Annotated in this window: 9 protein-coding genes; 8 read left to right on the top strand and 1 reads right to left on the bottom strand. The window is 46.3% G+C overall.

Annotated features, from left to right (window positions below):
* Window positions 1–21: 21 nt before the first annotated feature.
* From DTQ70_RS26660 to DTQ70_RS26625, 8 genes are all read left to right on the top strand, one after another.
* Window positions 22–1,518 (top strand): RagB/SusD family nutrient uptake outer membrane protein, encoded by a 1,497-nt coding sequence (locus DTQ70_RS26660; protein WP_122934575.1) that lies wholly within the window; start codon window positions 22–24, stop codon window positions 1,516–1,518.
* A gap of 78 nt (window positions 1,519–1,596) precedes the next feature.
* Window positions 1,597–2,175 (top strand): hypothetical protein, encoded by a 579-nt coding sequence (locus tag DTQ70_RS26655; protein WP_122933621.1) that lies wholly within the window; start codon window positions 1,597–1,599, stop codon window positions 2,173–2,175.
* Between the two features lie 216 nt (window positions 2,176–2,391).
* Window positions 2,392–5,715 (top strand): VCBS repeat-containing protein, encoded by a 3,324-nt coding sequence (locus DTQ70_RS26650; RefSeq protein WP_122933620.1) that lies wholly within the window; start codon window positions 2,392–2,394, stop codon window positions 5,713–5,715.
* On the top strand, window positions 5,712–8,489 hold the full coding sequence (locus DTQ70_RS26645; protein ID WP_122933619.1) for a TIM-barrel domain-containing protein: 2,778 nt from the start codon (window positions 5,712–5,714) through the stop codon (window positions 8,487–8,489). Before DTQ70_RS26650 ends, DTQ70_RS26645 begins: the two co-directional genes overlap by 4 nt.
* Window positions 8,486–9,691 (top strand): DUF4249 domain-containing protein, encoded by a 1,206-nt coding sequence (locus DTQ70_RS26640; RefSeq protein ID WP_122933618.1) that lies wholly within the window; start codon window positions 8,486–8,488, stop codon window positions 9,689–9,691. The genes DTQ70_RS26645 and DTQ70_RS26640 overlap by 4 nt, the downstream gene beginning before the upstream one ends.
* Entirely contained in the window at window positions 9,688–12,081 is a 2,394-nt protein-coding gene (locus DTQ70_RS26635; RefSeq protein WP_122933617.1) for a TonB-dependent receptor, read from the top strand. Before DTQ70_RS26640 ends, DTQ70_RS26635 begins: the two co-directional genes overlap by 4 nt.
* Window positions 12,081–15,443 (top strand): VCBS repeat-containing protein, encoded by a 3,363-nt coding sequence (locus DTQ70_RS26630; RefSeq protein ID WP_229600019.1) that lies wholly within the window; start codon window positions 12,081–12,083, stop codon window positions 15,441–15,443. Before DTQ70_RS26635 ends, DTQ70_RS26630 begins: the two co-directional genes overlap by 1 nt.
* A 71-nt stretch (window positions 15,444–15,514) precedes the next feature.
* On the top strand, window positions 15,515–18,994 hold the full coding sequence (locus tag DTQ70_RS26625) for a VCBS repeat-containing protein (protein WP_122933616.1): 3,480 nt from the start codon (window positions 15,515–15,517) through the stop codon (window positions 18,992–18,994).
* 8 nt (window positions 18,995–19,002) lie between these two features.
* Here the strand turns inward: DTQ70_RS26625 and DTQ70_RS26620 are convergent, their stop codons facing one another.
* The gene (locus DTQ70_RS26620; RefSeq protein WP_122933615.1) at window positions 19,003–20,163 is read right to left on the bottom strand and encodes a nitrate/nitrite transporter; all 1,161 of its coding nucleotides are present in this window, start codon (window positions 20,161–20,163) and stop codon (window positions 19,003–19,005) included.
* Between the last annotated feature and the right edge of the window lie 32 nt (window positions 20,164–20,195).

Below are 20,195 nucleotides of genomic sequence, written 5' to 3'. Positions count from 1 at the left end.
AACCAACAAAAAATCAAAAAAATGAAGACTAATAAATACATAGTAAGAACTTTGATAGTTGGGCTAGGCTTGACTACCATTACTTCTTGTACTGATTTAGTAAACAACGAAAAAGACTCTATTGTCAGACAGTCTGAAGGTGGTACTCCTGTAGCAGGAGACCCTGTTGGTCTATTGGAATCTGCTTACAAAGACCTAGGGTTTTATACTGACCAAGCCAATGCTTACGCATTAGGGATGCATACTTCTGCCGAAATGATTCCTCCAACACGTGGGGTTGACTGGGGTGATAATGGTGTATGGCGTACGCTTGACCAACATACTTGGGATGCAACTCACCAGCAAGTACGTGATACATGGAACAGCTTAAATTCACGCGTGTTCAAAACCACTGAAATTTTGGCTTCTACGACCGCAACAGCGGCTCAGAAAGCAGAAGCTAAGTTTTTGCGTGCGTTTAGCATGTTTCACGTAATGGATTTCTATGGTCAAGTTCCCTTCAGAGAGTTTAGTCAAGGGGTAGATGATCTTCCTCGCGTAATGACTCGCTCTGAAGCTTTCGACTTTATCGTAAAAGATTTGGAAGAAGCCCTTCCAGTGTTGGCAAAAATGGGTCCATCGGCAACAAACGGTGTAGCAAACAAAGCAGCTGCCAACTTTTTGCTCGCTAAGTTGTACTTGAACAAAGCCGTTTACAAGTCTTCTAACCCAGCAGGTCCATATACATTTGATAAAGCAGATATGGACAAAGTAATTACTTATGTGAATGCTATCACTGCTGATGGATACAAACTTGATACTGACTACTTCAACGCATTCTCAAAAGATGGTAACTCAGAAACCATTTTTGTGAGCTTGGAAGGTACGCCTCAGAACCGCTGGTTTATGACATTGCACTACAACCAAAATCCATCAGGATGGAATGGTTTCACAACGTTGGCTGACTTCTACGATAAGTTCGAGAAAGATGATCCACGTATCGGTAAGCCAGCAAAAGGTGATGGTACTGAGTTTTCTGGTATCGGATATGGTTTCTTGATTGGAAAGCAAATCGACGATAAAGGAAAAGACCTCGTGGATACTCGTACTCAAAAAGTGCTTTCGTTCACTCGTGACGTACCTTTGGCAGGTGCTGCGACAGATAAAGGTATCCGCGCTATCAAGTACCACCCTGCAACAGCTGGTAAGTACATCTTGATGCGTTATGCTGAAGCTCTTATGATGAAGGCAGAAGCTCAACTTCGTGGTGGTGACGCTGCGGGTGCCTTAGTTACGGTCAATTCAATCAGAACTGCCCGCAAAGCAAAAGCACTTACCTCAATCAACACCGATGGTATGTTCGACGAAATCGGTCGCGAATTGTACTGGGAAGGTGGCAAACGTACGGTAGAAGTTCGCTACGGTAAATTTACTACGGGTGTTGGTGCTGACAACAAAGAGGCTTACACTGTATTGTTCCCAATCCCTGCTATCGCGCTTGTATCTAACCCTAACTTGAAGCAAAATCAGGGGTATTAATCCGCTTTAGTAGTATAAATTGAAAGAAAAATGCTCGAATTACATCGGGCATTTTTCTTTTAGTGACTTTCCCCACCTATGATAGCACGTACATTATCTTTTTATTTTATTCTTTTTTTGTTCGGAAGTTCTGTATCGAGCTGTACCAGTTCTTCAACTTCAAAAAAACCTTCCGAAATACTAGCTACCTTGAAAGAAGGCGAAGCTAAAGTCTTGTTTACCATTGATAATCAGCTATTTTATAGCGACAGCAGTGTTTTTAAAGGAGAGATAACGGCTTTTGACCACGCGTTCCGCATCAATATTACCGACCAATTTCAAGGAAACACCGTGATTGCTATCGGCGGCGACCAATGGTTTACTACCAAACCCGTCACCAAAGCCGTTGATACCAACAACCAAACCCAAGCCAGCGCCATGATTGGACGCATGACAGACCCCGTCAACCGTCGCGGTTTAGGATACATTATGACATCGGGCGAAATAACGCTCGAAGCACTGTCCGAAGAAAAAGCTATTTTACGCCTCAAAGGCCAAGTGGGAGAATACACCACCATGGGAAACCCTGCGACCTGGAAACCCATAGAAGGGCTCATTGTCTATAAAAAGCCCCTTTTAAAAGTCCAAGGGCTCACGCCTCAGCAACTTTACTTTTAAGTTCTAAAGCACAAGTTAACCGTTGCGGTGCGCCGCTGCGCTCTGTCAGTTATTATCCATTCAAAATCAACGAATTGCATTAAAACAAATACCCTGAAACTTTTGCTCTGTTACTTAATTGTACAAAATTAAACGAGATTAAAAACTCCATTGATTGCCAAAACAATTAACAGATAACAAATAACGATTAACTGTGCGCAAGCACTTATTTCATTCATGCGTCATTCTCGTCTATATATCTGCCTTAGTTTATTCGCCATTGGTTTCACCAGTTGCCAAAGTGAAGATGCTACCGAAGGGCTTTTTGAATCGGTAACCAATTCGGGTATTGATTTTGAAAATAAGGTAACTAACAATGAAAACTTCAACATCTTCAATTACCGAAATTTCTACAATGGCGGTGGCGTAGGAATAGGCGACATCAATAACGACGGGCTGCCCGATGTCTATATGACATCGAACATGGGTGAAAATAAACTGTACCTCAACAAAGGCAATTTTAAATTTGAGGACATTACCAAAAAAGCAGGCGTTGCCGACGCAGGCAAGTGGAGCACGGGAGTGGTGATGGTGGACATTAACTACGATGGGTTGTTGGATATTTATGTCTGTAATGCGGGCATCGACAAACGCATCAAAAACCAGGGCAATTCTCTTTATATCAACAATGGCGACATGACCTTCACCGAAAAAGCCAAAGAATATGGCCTCGACGATGATGGTTATACTACCCACGCGGCCTTTTTTGACTATGACCTAGATGGTGATTTGGACTGTTATATTTTGAACAATAGTTTTATTCCTGTCAATACCCTCAACTATGACAATAACCGCGACTTACGCGCCAAAGACTGGCCCGTCAAAGATTATCTGAAAGGTGGAGGGGATAAATTACTTAGAAACGACAACAACAAGTTTGTCGATGTCAGTGAGCAAGCAGGAATTTATGGAAGTTTGATTGGGTTTGGATTGGGCGTGACCGTCGGCGACCTTAACAATGACAACTACCCCGATATTTATATTTCAAATGACTTTTTCGAAAAAGATTATCTCTACATCAATCAACGCAACGGGACATTTAAAGAAGAAATAGAAAAACGAATCGGACACACCAGCTTGGCCTCCATGGGGGCTGATTTTGCCGATATTAACAACGATGGCTACTCGGATATTTTTACGACCGATATGCTTCCCATCGACGAAACCCGCCTAAAAAGTACAACCTCATTTGAAAACCACTATATTTTCAAACTCAAGCAACAAAAAGGGTTTTATAACCAATTTATGCAAAATGCCCTGCAACTCAACAACCAAGATGGTACTTACAGCGAGGTTGCGTGCTTGAGCGGCGTCGAAGCCAGCGATTGGAGTTGGGGAGCATTGATGTTTGATGCTGACAACGACATGAAAACTGACATTTATGTTAGTAATGGGATTTATCACGACGTTATTGACCAAGATTTTATTGATTTCTTCGCCGAGGAAGTTTCTCAGGAAATGGTACTTTCAGGAGAGAAAAAAAGTTTTGATGCTATCATTAACAAAATGCCCTCTCGCCCTATCGTCAACAACTTTTTCCATAATAAAGGCAATCTCAAGTTTGAGGAATCCAGTAAAGAGTTTGGGTTTGGAACCCCTTCCTTTTCAAACGGGGCAGCTTATGCTGACTTAGACAATGACGGGGATTTGGACTTGGTCGTCAACAACGTCAACCAAAAAGCATTTGTGTATCGCAACAAAACCAACGAAAACAAAGAAGTTCACTACGTTAAGTTTAAGCTGAAAGGCGAAGGTAAAAACCGCGACGCCATCGGAACGCAATTAAAAGTCTATGTAAAAGACCAAATTTTAAGCAAAAACATCATGCCTGCGCGGGGCTTCCAGTCAAGTACCGAATATCCCATAACGCTTGGGTTAGGCTCAATCACCAAAATTGACTCCGTAACCATTACTTGGTACGATGGCCGCATTAGCAAACTTAACAACCTACCCGTTGACCGAACCCACGAACTGAGCATTAGTAGTGGCAAAAAGCTCCCTGCTCCTACGCTTGTTGAACGGTTGTCGCTGTATTTGGCAAAAACCGAGGCTCCTTTTGATGCCCACAAGGAAAACGACTACGAGGATTTTTACCAAGAAAAAAACATTCCCGTCAAGCTCTCAAAGGAAGGCCCAAGGGCAGCCGTGGGAGACGTAAATAACGATGGTACCGACGACATTTACATTTGTGGAGCCGCCAACCAAGCAGGGCAATTGTATTTTCAAGTCAACGGTTCGTTCAAAAAGTCGGAACAACAGGTTTTTGAAGACTTTAAATATTTTGAAGATACCGAAGCTGTGTTTTTTGACGCCGACAAAGACGGTGACTTGGATTTGTACATTGGGGCGGGAGGAAACGAGCTTGACCCTAACCAACGAGGCTTAAACGACCGCTTGTATGCCAACGATGGCAAAGGCAACTTCTCACTCGCCGCCAACGCCTTGCCACCAAACGGCATGAATACCAGCGTTGTGATTCCGATGGACTACGACAAAGACGGCGACTTAGACTTGTTTGTCGGCAGTAGAAGTTTGCCCAAAACCTACGGACTTTCTCCCGTCAGCTACGTTTTTGAAAACCTTGGCAACCTCAAATTCAAAGACAGTACCCCCAAAAGCTTCCAAACTTTAGGGTTGATTCGGGATGCCGCGTGGGAAGACATCAACGGAGATGGAAATAAAGAATTGATAGTAGTTGGTGATTGGATGAACCCAATGGCATTTGCGTACCAGAACGGCACTTTTAACGAAATCAAAACAGGGCTAGAAGATTACCAAGGCTTTTGGGGAAGAATCGAAGCGGTGGACATCGATAATGACAAAGATTTGGATTTGGTGCTGGGCAACATCGGCGATAACTTCATGTTGCGCGCTTCCGAAAACAGCCCTATCAAAATTTGGGTAAGCGATTTTGACAACAATGGATTAACCGACAAAATCTTAACCAAAACCGTTGACGATGAAGATAGTCCCGTACTCCTGAAACGAGAAATGATGGAACAGTTTCCGATTTTGAAAAAAGAAAGTTTGAAACACTCTGCTTACGCAACCAAAAGGTTAAAAGATTTATTTGCCTCCGATGTGCTTTCAAAGGCAACGGTCAAACAAGTAAACTACATGCACTCTGCCGTAGCCATCAACGACGGCAAAGGAAATTTTGCCCTATCGGTACTTCCAGTTGAAGCCCAAATTTCGTGCATCAACGCGACCTACTGCGTCGATGTCAACAATGATGGATTGAAAGATATTTTGCTCGGTGGCAACAACTACAACTTCATTCCTCAGTTTTCACGGTTGGATGCTTTCAAGGGGAAAATCCTTATTAACAAGGGGAAAGGTGTTTTTGCCGCAGTATCCGACCACCTTTCGGGCTTTACGCCACAGGGAGAAATGACCCAACTCAAACCCGTCAAGGTCAATGGCGCACCATACGTGATTAGTTTATTGAACAATTCTATACCACAATTATTTAAAATAGAACAGCCCAAACCCACGCTATGAAAAACAATGTGCGGACAGGAATGTGGAAACGTATTAGCCTCACCATTGCGCTTATCGGTTGCTTTTCGTGGCCTTTATTAGCACAAAACGCAGGTAACTTACTTCGTTTTTCGGTTCTAAATACCGAACTACGCTTAGTTGGATCGTCGGCAGAAGTACGTGTGCAGGTATTCTCGAACAACGTTTTTAAGGTAACGCAGTTTCCTTCCAACGGCGTTTTTCAAGATACATCCTACGCGGTCGTTGGCCAGCCGCTTTCGCTGCGCCAATTTCAGTTGATAGACACCCCAGCAACATTGACGATTGTTACGCCTTCGAGCCAATTAGAAATCACCAAGTCTCCGATTTCGGTTGCGCTAAAATCAAACGGCAAAACCAAAATTAAACAAGACGTTTTTGGTTACAAAAACCAAGACGTTTCGATTTCATTTGTCATTGACCCCAGCGAAATTTTTCACGGAACAGGTGGACGGGCATCCAAAGTAAACATGACAGGAAAAGTTTCCGAGTTTACCAACACCTTTCGTTCGTGGTATTTTGATGATATTTTTGGGCAGACATTCGGATTGGCTCAAAGCATCACCATTCCGTTTTTTGTGGCGTCGGGACAATACGGCCTTTTGCTCGACAGCCCACTACCTGGCGATATGCGTACTTATTTAGGCGCATTGGACTCTACCCGAATTGATGCCCAAATAAGCAGCACGGGACTGTGGTCGTATTATTTTATCAACGGCGCCAACAACGACGAAATTTTGTACGAATATACTGCCCTCACGGGACGGCAGCCGTTGGTGCCGCGTTGGGCATTGGGCTATCTCCAATCTAAAAACAGCTACAGTACCGAGCGTGAATTGAACGACGTAGTTAGCAATTTACAGAGTCAGAGCTTCCCCCTAGATGCCATCATCATTAATACCCCTTGGCAAGGCAATACCAACAACCTTGGAAACATCAATTGGGGACAAACGGGCTTTCCGTCACCTGCCAACATGATGAAAAACTGGTTGGCAAAAGGTGTCAAGACCGTGGTGATGAACTCCGCCTACGTCAATAAATCCTCCACCAATTACCGTAGTCTGGACTCGCTTCGCCTTTTAACAAAAACGCTTTCGGGAATCACGGGACTCCTTATTCAAAGTGGCGATACGACCAGTTTACTGGATATTTTTCAAACCAATACCCAACAGTGGCTCGTCAACAAACTAACCTCGCGGATGAACGACGGTATTAGCGGCTGGGCGAGTATCGGGCTAGAGCCACCGCAACATCCCACGTTTTTTGTCCATAACAATACCCCCTCGGTACAAGTCCATAATCTTTACTCGTTGCTTTGGGCCAAAACGGTCTATGACAACCACCGCGCGGCTTTTCCCGCCAGTCGTCTGTTTCATCTCACAAGCTCAGCTTGGACGGGCGCACAGCGGTATGGCATCTTGCCTTGGACTGGCAATGTAGCTCGGCATTGGACAGGGTTTACCCTTCAAATTCCGATGATAATTCATGCGGGCTACTCAGGTTTAGCATATATGCACTCCGACATCGGAGGATACGTGACGCCTTCCGATAAAGCCCCAAAAGACGAAGAAATGGACATGCGTTGGACCCAATTTGGGGCTTTTTCCCCCATTATGCGCGTCAATGGTGAGCGAAACGTTACCGAGCCGTATATTCTGTCACAGCCTTTTTACAACAACACCCGCGCGGCGATAAAGCTTCGTTATCAGCTACTTCCGTATATTTATAGCCTTGCCTACCAAAACTCCACAACAGGGCGACCTCTATGCCTTTCGATGGATTACTTTGAGCCATCCAATCGCCTAGCAAACATCGACGACCAGTTCTTTTTTGGAAAAAACCTACTCATAGCTCCCGTTATGATTCACGGGTTACTCGTGCGGAAAGTCCAATTGCCCAATGGAAAATGGTTTGATTTTTGGTCAAAAAAATCTTATCAAGGTGGAGGTAATATTTTTGAAAATGTAGCCCTCGAAAATATCCCCGTGTATGTACCTGCGGGCGGTTTTGTACCCATGGCCATCAGCGCCAAGTCTTCGACCGATGCTTACGTTTCGGATAGTTTAGTCATCAAGTTTTTTCAAGATGTGTCGGTACCAAGCTCCGATTTTACTATTTTCCACGACAAAGGCACAGATCCAAACGTGCTTACAAACCAGAATTACGAGCTCCTCAAACTGGTGGGAAAATCCAAAACGGATACCATCGGTGTAACGCTTACCCGCTCACGTACCTACGCCCAAGGGCTCGGGAGTCGTTATATTTTGTTGGAAATAAAAAATGTAACGAACATTCCCAAGGCAGTACTGCTTGATGGGCAAACGATTCCCATTAGCTTTGTAGCAGATTCACCTCTAAAAGCCAAAACCGCCTATTATGATTTGGCCAATTTCCAATTAAGTATTCCCTTCGATTGGGATTGTAATAAGACCGCCACGCTCCAAATCATTCGTAACGATTTGGGGGTTCTCACCAACGTTGTGCCGCCAGCACAGGACGCCCTCATAGTTTATCCCAACCCAGCACGGGACTTAGGTGCAGTAAACTTGCAAATCATCGCCCCCACAACCGACGATTATACCATTGAGGTGATTGATATACTAGGAACCCTGATTTACAAACACTCCCTCGGCAACCTGACCCAATACCAACAAACCCACCATAGCCTCCCCAGAGCTCCTCAAAAGGGCATTTTTACCGTGCTACTTAGAAATACAAAAGGGGAAGTGACCACCAAAAAAATGATGATTCTATGATACGCCAACGGTTATTAATAGCGATGGGAGTCTTGTGTAGCTTGGTCTATCTCATCGGCTGCGTGGACGATTTCAGTGCAGATATTTATACTTCTAAAGAATACTTACTGGTAGATGGGACACTGACCGATTTAAACGAGCCTCAGTACGTCTCCATTTTTAGTACTCCCAAAGATGCTTCGTTTAAAAGCTCCGATTTTACGTCCAAAATTTACCCAGCGCGGCAGTCGTATTTCCCTGAGCAGAAAGCCCTTGTGAAGTTGATTATCAACCAGAAAGATGAAATTCAGCTAGAAGAACGACTGGCGGGTTACTACTATTGTCCCGATGGTTTCCGAGCAAAAGCAGGGAATACCTATCAATTGCGGTTTCAGTTGGCCAACGGCAAAGTGTATGAAACCGACATCGAAACGATGTATTCTGTTCCAGCCATCAAAAATGTATCGGAGGGTTTTAACCTTACAGGGATTCCCAATGCAGCAGGGTCGAGCGAAAAGGTTTCGAGCAATGACATTTATGTCGATTTTGACGACGACCCCAACGAAAAGAATTTTTACCGCTGGCGGTGGGTCAACTGGGAAATTCAGCGCATTTGTGCCACGTGCACCCAAGGGCGTTATTATTTGTTTGAAACCGAGCAAGGAGAAACGGGCGATTGCTACCGCGACCTGACTTTAAAAGTCAATGACCGTTTTGACTATTACTGCGGATCGCGCTGTTGGGACATTTTTTACAGTTCAGACATCAACATTTTATCGGATGTTTATACCAATGGCAAACCCCAAAAAAACAGGTTAGCCGCCCAAATTCCCCTACGGCAGTCGAACCCTTGCTTGGTAAGTCTCCAGCAAATGTCCCTGTCACCAAACACTTATCGTTATCTAAAATTACTCCAAGACCAATCCGTCAATACAGGAACTTTGGCCGATACGCCCCCTGCGCCTTTGCGGGGAAATATCCGCAATGTAAAAGACGCCAATGAGTTGGTATTGGGCTATTTTTCGGCCTCTTCGGTGAGCGAAGTGCGCGTAATGCTCGACCGCCGAAATACCACTGGAGGACTTCCAAACGGACTTTTCAGCTTTATCAACAACCGCCCCGTGGTGCTTGAAGATCCGTCTAATGAACGTCCTGATATTCCGTTGGCCATTTGTCAACCAAGTTTTACCCGCACACCTATTCCCCCCCTTGGCTGGCGATGAAAAACACACTTTACTTAGTATTGGGATGGCTTTTGAGCACCTCTGCCGCTTTGGGTCAGATATATACCATCAGCGGAACGGTGTTGGATTCCATTAGTAAGCAGCCGCTCGCGGGTGCCACCGTTATTCTCGACCACAACCGCAGCAAAGGAGCGACCAAAACCGACGAAAAAGGCGAATTTATCCTGACCGTTGACCGCCAAAGTCACGTCGTAGCGATACGTTATGTGGGATACGTGCCTTATTCCAAGTATTTTCCGCCAATGACCCGCAGCCTGAAAGTAACCGTGCTGTTGGATAAAACCGAAAATCAACTGGAAGAGGTTATCATTACGACCAAAGGTTTTGATCAAACCATTCGACAGCCAATTTTGGGCGTGAATCAAATCAACATCAAGACCTTCCAAAAACTTCCATCGGCTTTTGGAGAAGTTGACTTACTACGAGGAATTCAAATGCTTCCAGGCGTCACGAGCGTGGGAGAAGCCTCCAACGGAGTCAATATTCGGGGCGGAACCACCGACCAAAATTTGATTCTCTTGGACGATACGCCCATTTTTAACCCTACGCACATGTTTGGGTTGTTTTCGGTGTTTCCTCCCGACGCCGTTGCTACCTTGGATTTGTACAAAGGCAACGTACCAGGTCGGTACGGCGGGCGCGCGGCGTCGGTACTCGACATCAAACTCCGAAATCCTACCTTGGACAGTCTCAAAATCAAGGGTGGCGTTAGCATTGTGTCAAATCGACTCATGGTCAACGTCCCCGTTGTCAAAGACAAGCTTGGGTTTTATGTGGCGGCACGCGGGGCGTTCAATGATTTTTTGTTGCCGATTGCTTCCGATAAACTCAAAGACATCAAAGCAAAATTTGGCGAGGGCGTTTGGAAAGGATTTTGGAAAATTAACCCTAAAAACACCCTGACGGGTACGTTTTACAAAAGCTACGACCTTTTTAGCACCAATCTCCTCCCAGGGCTTCCCAACGTCATCGGTGAATTTACCCGTTATCAGCATACTTCTACCAACGCTATGGCACGCTGGTTGACAGTAATTTCCCCCAAAATGGACATTCAAACTACGGCCATTTACGCCCATTATACCCCACAAATTTCCACCCAAGAAAAAGACACCGATAATTTCGTCGATTTGAATTCGGCCCTGACGCAGAAGCAACTCAAGTCCAACCTAAACTATGTATTGACCAACTACAAGCTGGAAACAGGGCTTAGTTTTACGCGTTACGATATTCAACCTGGCGAGCTAGTTCCTAATAACAGCGCCAGTGTAAGTAACATCGTCACGCCTTCCGAACGCGCTAACGAATGGGCGTGGCACGCCGACAACGAATACAGTTTCAACAAACAACTGGCGCTTTCGGTAGGGATTCGGTATTCGTATTTTCAAACGTTGGGGCCTGCCCTTTACCGACATTACGAAGCGGGACAACCACGCGACGACTTCTCCGTGATAGACTCCGTACAAGCGGGAAACAGTGAAGTATTCAGTAACTACGGCGGTTTTGAGCCTAGGGTCGGGATTCGGTATGCCCTAAACGAACGGACATCGTTTAAGTTTGGGTACAACCTCATGCGTCAATATTTGCAGATTGTTTCCAATACCACCACGCCGATTCCTACGTCGCGTTGGAAAACGAGCGACTTACACATCAAACCCCAAATCAGCAATTTACTTTCGGCAGGCTACTACCATTCGTTCTACAACGACATTTATGAGATTTCGGTGGAAGGTTACTATCGATTCACCCGAAACATGGTGGACTACAAACCTGGCGCCGATTTTTTGCTCCAACCCTACCCCGAAACGCAAATTGTGCAAGGTTTGAGCAAAGCGTACGGCCTCGAAGTGATGCTCACCAAGAAAAAAGGACGGCTCAACGGCTGGGTCAACTATACCTATTCGCGTACCTTTAACCGTACCTACACCGACTTACCTTCGATTGAACAAGTCAACAACGGGCATTGGTACCGTGCCAATTATGACCGCCCGCACAGCGTCAATACCTCGTTCGACATCAGCATTGACAAACACAATTCGTTTAGTTTTACGTTTATTTATAGCACAGGACGGCCTTACACACAGCCCGTGGGTTTTGTCAATTACCTTAACAATTTCTTTCCGTTTTACGAAGAACGTAACAACAAACGCGTACCCGATTATCACCGCTTAGACTTTGCTTGGAACATTTACAATCCCAGCATGAAAGACCGTCGCTTCCGAGGAAAATGGGCCTTTACGGTCTATAATTTGTACGCTCGTCGGAATGTATATTCGGTCTTTTTCAAAACCGAAAAGAACATTAGCCAAGCCAAACGTTTGCAGATTTTTGGCGCGCCTATTGTTAGTTTAGCCTATAATTTTGAATTTTGATGATGTCAATACGCACTCCTTTATATCGTTTTTGTACCCTTTGTTTCGTTACCTACGCGGCCTACATTTTTATGGGCTGCCAATCATCGAATGAGCCCAAACTGCCTGCCCAATTCCGATTACTAGAAGCTTCTGAAACAGGCATCGAGTTTGCCAATACCCTCAAAGCCGATAGCAAGCTCAATATTTTCAACTACATGTACTTCTACAACGGCAGCGGCGTAGGGGCGGGCGATTTCAACAACGACGGGCTCGTTGATTTGTGCTTCACGGGAAATCTGTCGGACAACAAATTATACCTCAACCGAGGCAAGATGAAGTTTGAAGACGTCACCGCTCAAACCAACATCAACCAAAACAAGGCATGGGCCAACGGTGTGTCGGTAGTGGACATCAACCAAGACGGGAAACTGGACATTTACATCAGCCAAGTAGGCGGCATCCCGAGTTTGGACGGGCGCAATTTGTTGTTTGTTTGCAAAGAAATTACGGCAAAAGGAATCCCTGTTTACGAAGAAAAAGCCAAAGAATACGGCCTCGACTTGAAAGGATTGGGCACACAAGCGGCCTTTTTTGACTACGATTTAGACGGTGATTTGGACTTTTTTCAGCTTAATCATTCCGTCCACCAAAACGGTACATTTGGCTTTCGTTCGGCTTTTCAAGGCACTCCTCACCCCACGGCAGGCGATAAATTTTTCCGCAACGACAACGGGAAATTTGTGGACGTTACGCAGCAAGCACACATCATCGACGACGTGCTGGGCTACGGCTTGGGCGTAGGCATAGGCGACGTCAACCTCGACGGCTACCCAGATATGTACATCGGGAACGATTTTCACGAAAACGACTACCTCTACCTCAATCAGCGCAATGGCTCGTTTGCCGAAGATTCTGAGCGCCAACTCATGCACACGAGTCAGTTTTCAATGGGAATTGACATTGGCGACTTAAACAACGACCTCCTTCCTGAGATTATCTCGCTCGACATGCTTCCCAACGACAAAGAAATTTTGAAGCGTTCGGAAGGGGAAGATTCCTACAACATTTTTAAGTACAAAATTCGCCAAGGCTACAGCTATCAGTTTGCCCGAAATAACCTTCAACTCAACCGAAACGGTGTTTTTTCAGAAATGGGAATGTACGCGGGCGTACACGCTACCGACTGGTCGTGGTCGCCGCTGATGATGGATTTTGACAACGACGGGAAGAAAGACATTTTCATTTCAAATGGTATTCCTAAACGAATGAACGACATCGACTACATTCAGTTTGTGTCGGATGAGGCCATTCAGCAAAAAATGAACAAGGGTGAATTTAACGAAGATGACCCCGACGTGGTGGACATTTTGCCCGAAATCAAACTTCCCAATAAGTTTTACCACAATACCCAAAATCTTCAATTTACTGATTGGCAAAACGCCATTGAAAACGACAAACCTTCGTTTTCCAACGGTGCTATTTATGCCGATTTGGACAACGACGGCGACCTCGACGTGATTGCCAACAACATCAACGACAAGGCATTTATCTACGAAAACCTTTCGACGACCAACGAGTCGATTACCCTTCAAGCCGAAGGAAAAACGGGCAACCGCAACGCGATTGGGGCTAAGTGTTTAGTATTCCGAAAAGGGGAAGTGATTAGCTACGAAAAGTTTCCCGTGCGTGGTTTTCAGTCGAGTGCTGAGATTCCTTTGGTGGTGGGCGTGGGAAAAATAGCTGAAGTGGATTCACTGCTTTTTATTTGGCCTAACCAAACCTACCAAGTGTTACGTAAAAGCGAGTTGAAAAAACAGCTTAAACTCATTCAAAGCGAAAATCTGCCCCGTTTTGATTATCAACGTTTGCAAAAACTACTGTCGCCCAAGGTTCCTTTTGAAGACAAAACAGCGACCCTGGCTCTTGACTTTGTCCACCAAGAAAACAACTTTAACGAACTTGACCGCGAAGCACTCATTCCGCATTTGGCCTCGTCGGCAGGGCCTGCGGTGGCAGTAGCCGATATTAACCACGACGGTCTTGAGGATATTTTCATGGGCAATGCCCGCGATGCCCTCAGCAAAGTGTATCTCCAAAACGCCAATGGTAAGTTTCAAAATTTGCCTCAACCTGCCCTTGAAAAAGACTTAATTTACGAAGATGTGGACGCCCAATGGGCCGACGTCAACGGCGACAAACACCTTGATTTGGTGGTGGCAAGCGGCGGAAACGAGTTTTTTGGCAAAACTTACCAGCTTCAACCACGGGTGTATTTGAACAATGGACGAGGCCAACTGACGCGCAAAGAAGATGCCTTCAAAGACCTCTACGTAACGGCTTCGTGCGTGCGGGCGTTCGATTTTACGGGCGACGGAGCGGTAGATTTGTTCATCGGTGGGCGCTCCATTCCCAAAGCCTACGGCGACAATCCGACTTCGTATTTGCTCGTGAATGATGGCAAAGGGAACTTTACGGATAAAACAACGCAGCTCGCCCCCGAACTGCGAACCATCGGCATGGTGACGAATGCCGAACTGGTGGATTTAAACAAAGACCAACGCCTTGATTTGCTATTGTCCATTGAGTGGAAATTCCTAACGGTTTTTCACCAAAACAACGGGCGGTTTGAAAAAGCAGCAACCCTTGGAAGCAACCAAAAAGGCTGGTGGAATTTTACGTTGACGCACGATTTTGACCAAGACGGTGATTTGGATATTTTGGCGGGAAATTTGGGATTAAATAGCCGCATCAAAACCTCTGAAAAAGAGCCTGTTCGCTTGTACGTAGGTGACATTGATAAAAACGACCGCGTTGACCAAATTTTAACCTACTACCTCAACGGCGAAGAAACCTTGTTTGCCAATAAAATGGAAACTGATAAACAATTCCCCTACATCAAAAAGGAATACATCCACGCCCGCGATTTTGCCAAAACGTCGGTAGAAAACCTGTTTGGCAAAGATAAGCTCAAAAAAATGGCCGTGCTAGAAGCCAATGAATTTGCCAACGGCGTGTTTGTCAACGACGGCAAAGGGAATTTCCAGTTTCAACCTTTGCCGTATTTGGCGCAGTTGAGTCCGTACAAAACAGCCACCATTATCGACGCCAACGGCGATAACCTGCCTGATGTGTTTTTAGGAGGAAATTTTTACGACAACAACATCCAAATGGGGCGGTACGACGCCGATTTTGGCACAGTTTTGCTCAACAAAGGCAAAAATCAGTTTGAAATTCAGCTTTCCAAAGTGCCGATTTACGGGCAAGTTCGACACATCAAACCGTTTAAAAATTCGGCAGGAAAATTGTACTGGCTGTTGGCAAAAAACAACGATAAAGCCCAAATTTTATCCCTCACAACTCCAACTTCCCGAAAGTTTTAGAACTTTCGGGAAGTTCTTGCGGCTTTACGTATTTTTGTAAAATAGGCAGCCGTAGAATGGCCCAGTAACCAATGAAGCATTCCTCATTATTTATTATTCTCAGTTTATTTTTAGGAGCAAGCAGTTGTCAACAATCCGCTCCTGACGACAACCTATTTGAAACACTTTCTTCGTCCGAAACGGGCATTGAGTTTACCAATCAGATTCTTGACAAAAAAGAACTGAACATCTTCAACTACCGCAATTTCTACAACGGTGGCGGAGTGGCCATTGCCGATGTCAACAACGACGGCTGGGCGGATATTTACGTAACCTCTAATTTTGAAGAAAATAAACTGTACCTCAACAAAGGCAAAAACCCCGAAGAACGCTGGAAATTTGAGGATATTACGGCCAAAGCGGGCGTAGGCGGCAAAAAGGCGTGGTCCACGGGCGCTACTTTTGCCGACGTCAACGGTGACGGTCTCATGGATATTTATGTCTGCAACGCAGGTAACATTCAAGGGGATAAACGCGGGAATGAGTTATTTATCAACCAAGGCATTGGCCCCGACGGCGTGCCCACGTTTGTTGATAAAGCTCCCGAATATGGGCTGGTGGATGGGGGATATTCGACCCATGCTGCTTTTTTTGACTACGACCGCGACGGCGATTTGGACATGTATTTGCTCAATAACAGCTTTACACCTGTCAACAAACTGCAATACCAAAACATCCGTACCGTTCGCGATTCTCTCGGTGGCCACAAGCTCTTTCGGAATGAAATGATTCAAGGCAGCGAGGGGCAAGAGGCAAGAGGCAAAGGGCAAGGGGCATCTAAAAACAACCCAATCCGCTTTACCGACGTCTCCGAAGAAGCAGGTATCTACGGGAGCCTGATTGCCTTTGGCTTGGGTGTAACTGTGGGAGACGTTAATGGCGACAATTGGCTCGATATTTACGTGTCTAATGACTTCTACGAACGCGATTATTTGTACATCAATCAACGCAACGGCACCTTCAAAGAATCGTTGGAACAAAGCATGAACCACATCAGCATGTCGTCGATGGGAGCGGATATTGCCGACATTAACAACGATGGACTTTTGGACGTTTTTGTGACCGATATGCTTCCCCGCGACGATAAACGCCTCAAAACCACCACCGTATTTGAAGGATACGAGCTCACTGAATTTAAACTAAAGCAAGATTATTGGCACCAATACATGCGCAATATGCTGCATTTGAATCAGGGGAATCAGTCGATGAGTCCACGGTCCACAGTCGATAGTCCACAGGCGATGGGCGATGGTAAACAGAAAACAGTCCTCCCTCCTACTTTCACTGAAGTGGGGCAAATGGCGGGTGTACACGCAACGGATTGGAGCTGGGGCGCGTTGATTTTTGACATGGACAACGACGGCCTCAAGGATTTGTTTGTAGCAAACGGTATCATCAAAAACCTCACCGACCAAGACTATGTGGCGTTTTTGGCCGATAAAGACAATATTCAAGCCATGCTGGAGGGAAGAATGAAATTTGACTACCGCAAGTTTGTCGATATGATTTCGACCACGCCTATCTCAAATTTTGCGTTCAAAAACAAAGGAAACCTCGCTTTCGACGATAAAGCCACCTCCTGGGGATTGGCCGAACCTAGTTTCTCAAACGGGGCAGCCTACGGAGATTTGGACAATGACGGCGACTTAGATTTGGTCGTCAACAACAACAATTCGCCGCTCAGCGTGTATCGAAACCACTCGGTTGAAAAACTCAAAACGCACTTTCTACGGGTCAATTTAAAAGGTACCAGTGCCAATCCGCACGCCATTGGGGCAAAAGTGTCGATTTATCAAAAAGGTCAAATGCAGTGTTTGCAACAAATGCCGACGCGCGGTTTTCAGTCGTCGAGCGATTTAACGATGGTTTTTGGTTTGGGAAAAAATCCTCAAATCGACTCCTTGGTGGTCATTTGGCCCGACGACCGCAAACAAACCCTCACCAACGTCAAAACCGATACTGAATTGGCGTTGAACCACGCCGAGGCCCGCGACCTTTGGAAATTTACCCCTCCTCAGTTTACCAACCTACCTTTCAACGACCTTACTTCGGCCTCGGGACTGGACTTTTTGCACGAAGAAAACACCTTTGTTGACTACAACCGCGACGGCCTTCTCAAGCAGATGTACTCGACCCAAGGGCCTGCGTTGGCCGTGGGCGATGTCAACGGCGATGGCCTCGACGATGCCTATATTGGCGGAGGAGCGGGCAAACCACGGGCGTTGTTTTTACAAACAAGTGCGGGGAAATTTACGAAGTCTAACCAAGCCACGTTCAATACCCCTAGTCAAGCCGACGAAACCGCCGCTTTGTTTTTTGATGCCGATGGTGACAAAGACCTTGATCTGTTGGTGGTGAGGGGCGGAAATGAGTTCTTACCCAACGACCCTGCCTTAGCCGACGCACTTTATTTCAACGACGGCAAAGGAAATTTTACGCCATCAAATACCTTCCCTAAATTATTGGACAATGGCTCGTGCGTAGCAGCGGCTGACTACGACCGCGACGGCGACCTTGACCTCTTTGTGGGAAGTCGGATGGTGTCGGCGCAGTATGGTTACAGCCCCAAAAGTCACCTGCTCCAAAACAATGGTAAAGGCGTTTTTACGGACGTCACCACCGAAACCCTCACCAACGGGCAGCTAGGTATGGTCACCGACGCCCAATGGGCCGACGTTGACAAAGATTCCTACCCCGACATGGTCGTAGTCGGTGACTGGATGCCGATTACGGTACTTAAAAATCAAAAAGGAAAATTCATTCCGCAAACCGTTCCACAATCGGAAGGCTGGTGGAACGTGATTGAACACACGGACATTGATAACGACGGCGACATCGACTTTGTGGTTGGAAACTTAGGGCTTAATACCAAACTCAAGTGCTCCGAAAAAGAACCTGCCGAACTGTATATCAACGACTTTGACCGAAATGGCACCGTAGAACAAATCATCGTTTCGTACAATCCTGACGGCAAACCTTACCCGATGGTCTTGAAATCGGATTTGCAAAAAGTGTTGCCTGTTATCAATAAACGTTTCGTAAAACACGTCGATTACGCAGGGCAACCCATCGACGCATTATTTACCAGCGACCAACTCGAAGGCGTTGAGACCAAAAAAGCCGTGCAAGCAGCCTCTTCTTTATTGCTCAACGACGGCAAGGGAAACTTTACCTTAGTAGCATTACCGCTGGAAGCCCAATTATCCCCCATTTTTGGCATTGTAGCCACCGACTACAACCACGATGGCAAAACCGATTTATTGCTCACGGGTAACTTTTTCGACGTGCTGCCCGAAATAGGTCGCTACGACGGCAACGATGGTTTATTGCTCCAAAATACGGGTAAAAACGCCAGCGGACAACCCACTTTTGCGCCCGTTCGCCCCGCGCAGTCAGGTTTTGCCGTACGCGGGCAAGTACGCCGCATGAAAACCCTCCGAACGGCCCAAGGAAAGAACTACGTCATTTTGGCCAAAAACAAAGACAAAGTGCAGGTGTTTGGGGTAAAATAAACGGCGATTTACCCTTTCCAAGACCCCATCGCTCGCAGCCCAAACGCACCACCCAAGCATAAGACTATCAAAGCAAAGTGTCCGTATAGGCCAAAAAGCCACTGAATCAGGTACAAACTTGGGATGGTGATAAAAAAGCCAATCGAAGTCACCAACGTAAGCGCCGTGGCGCGGTAATGAGCAGGGGCGTTGAGCGATACCAAGGTCGAAAATTGAGGCGAATCGGCCACGACGCTCATGCCCCAAACGAGCAAAAAAGCCAAAAAGACGGTGGGCGAGTAGGTAAGTAAAAATACACTTCCTACGCAGCAAAAGTACGACACCATCAGCGCCCACCAAGCCGTTCGATGACTTCCCCACCGAAGCGACATTTCACCCGTAAGGACACACCCCAACGCCCCCGAGGCAATCACCACAAAAGCAACCAAAGCCACGGGCAAAGAGAGATGCGTACGTTCGTTGTAGCCACTCACAATCACGGGAACAAATGCCCAAAAGGTGTATAACTCAAACATATGCCCAAAGTACCCAAAGGCGTATTTGCGAAATGATTTGTCCCGAAATACCTCCCGTAGCACCGCAGGATTAAACCGCCCCGCCACCCGACGGTACGGGCCGTCGCGGAGGAGCAAGCCCACCACGAGCCCACCCCCAACGGCCAACGCCGAGGTTGCTTCAATGACGTATTGCCACGGTAGAGTCAACGAAAACGACTTAATGGCGTACGGAAACGCCGTTCCCAACACCAATGCCCCCACCAAATAGCCCAAGGCTTTGCCCAATCCTGCTTCGTACCAATCGCTACAAATTTTCATCCCAACGGGATATACCCCCGCCAAAAAGAAACCCACGCCCCAACGCGCCAACAACATCGCCGTCAGTGATTCGTAGGTAGCCAACACGGCCAAATTGCAACCCGCCGCCAACAGCGCCGAGCCCATAAAGACCCGCACGGGCGAAAATCGGTCGGCAATCGAGAAATAGGAATAGGCCAGCGTTCCCATCACAAATCCCAACTGTACAGCTGTGGTCATGGTAGGCATAAACGCCGTAGTCGTGGGATGAAATGCCTGCAAGGCAGGCAAAATGGCATTGACAGCAAACCACAGCGAGGTACCCGCAAATTGGGCAACCACCACCAACGGTAAAAGGTAAAAAGGGCGTTTCATAGAAGTGTTTCAAAAAAGTTTTTAAAGCTACG

The organism is Runella sp. SP2 (assembly GCF_003711225.1).
Classification (GTDB): Bacteria; Bacteroidota; Bacteroidia; order Cytophagales; family Spirosomataceae; genus Runella.
Note: the sequence above shows the minus strand (reverse complement) of the source record. Positions and strands in the feature narration are given on the sequence as shown.

What these genes read in the sequence shown, in the direction of transcription:
- DTQ70_RS26660 (WP_122934575.1), top strand. Translation starts at nt 22, where the DNA reads ATGAAGACTAATAAATACATAGTAAGAACTTTGATAGTTGGGCTAGGC.
- DTQ70_RS26655 (WP_122933621.1), top strand. Translation starts at nt 1,597, where the DNA reads ATGATAGCACGTACATTATCTTTTTATTTTATTCTTTTTTTGTTCGGA.
- DTQ70_RS26650 (WP_122933620.1), top strand. Translation starts at nt 2,392, where the DNA reads ATGCGTCATTCTCGTCTATATATCTGCCTTAGTTTATTCGCCATTGGT.
- DTQ70_RS26645 (WP_122933619.1), top strand. Translation starts at nt 5,712, where the DNA reads ATGAAAAACAATGTGCGGACAGGAATGTGGAAACGTATTAGCCTCACC.
- DTQ70_RS26640 (WP_122933618.1), top strand. Translation starts at nt 8,486, where the DNA reads ATGATACGCCAACGGTTATTAATAGCGATGGGAGTCTTGTGTAGCTTG.
- DTQ70_RS26635 (WP_122933617.1), top strand. Translation starts at nt 9,688, where the DNA reads ATGAAAAACACACTTTACTTAGTATTGGGATGGCTTTTGAGCACCTCT.
- DTQ70_RS26630 (WP_229600019.1), top strand. Translation starts at nt 12,081, where the DNA reads ATGATGTCAATACGCACTCCTTTATATCGTTTTTGTACCCTTTGTTTC.
- DTQ70_RS26625 (WP_122933616.1), top strand. Translation starts at nt 15,515, where the DNA reads ATGAAGCATTCCTCATTATTTATTATTCTCAGTTTATTTTTAGGAGCA.
- DTQ70_RS26620 (WP_122933615.1), bottom strand. Translation starts at nt 20,163, where the DNA reads ATGAAACGCCCTTTTTACCTTTTACCGTTGGTGGTGGTTGCCCAATTT.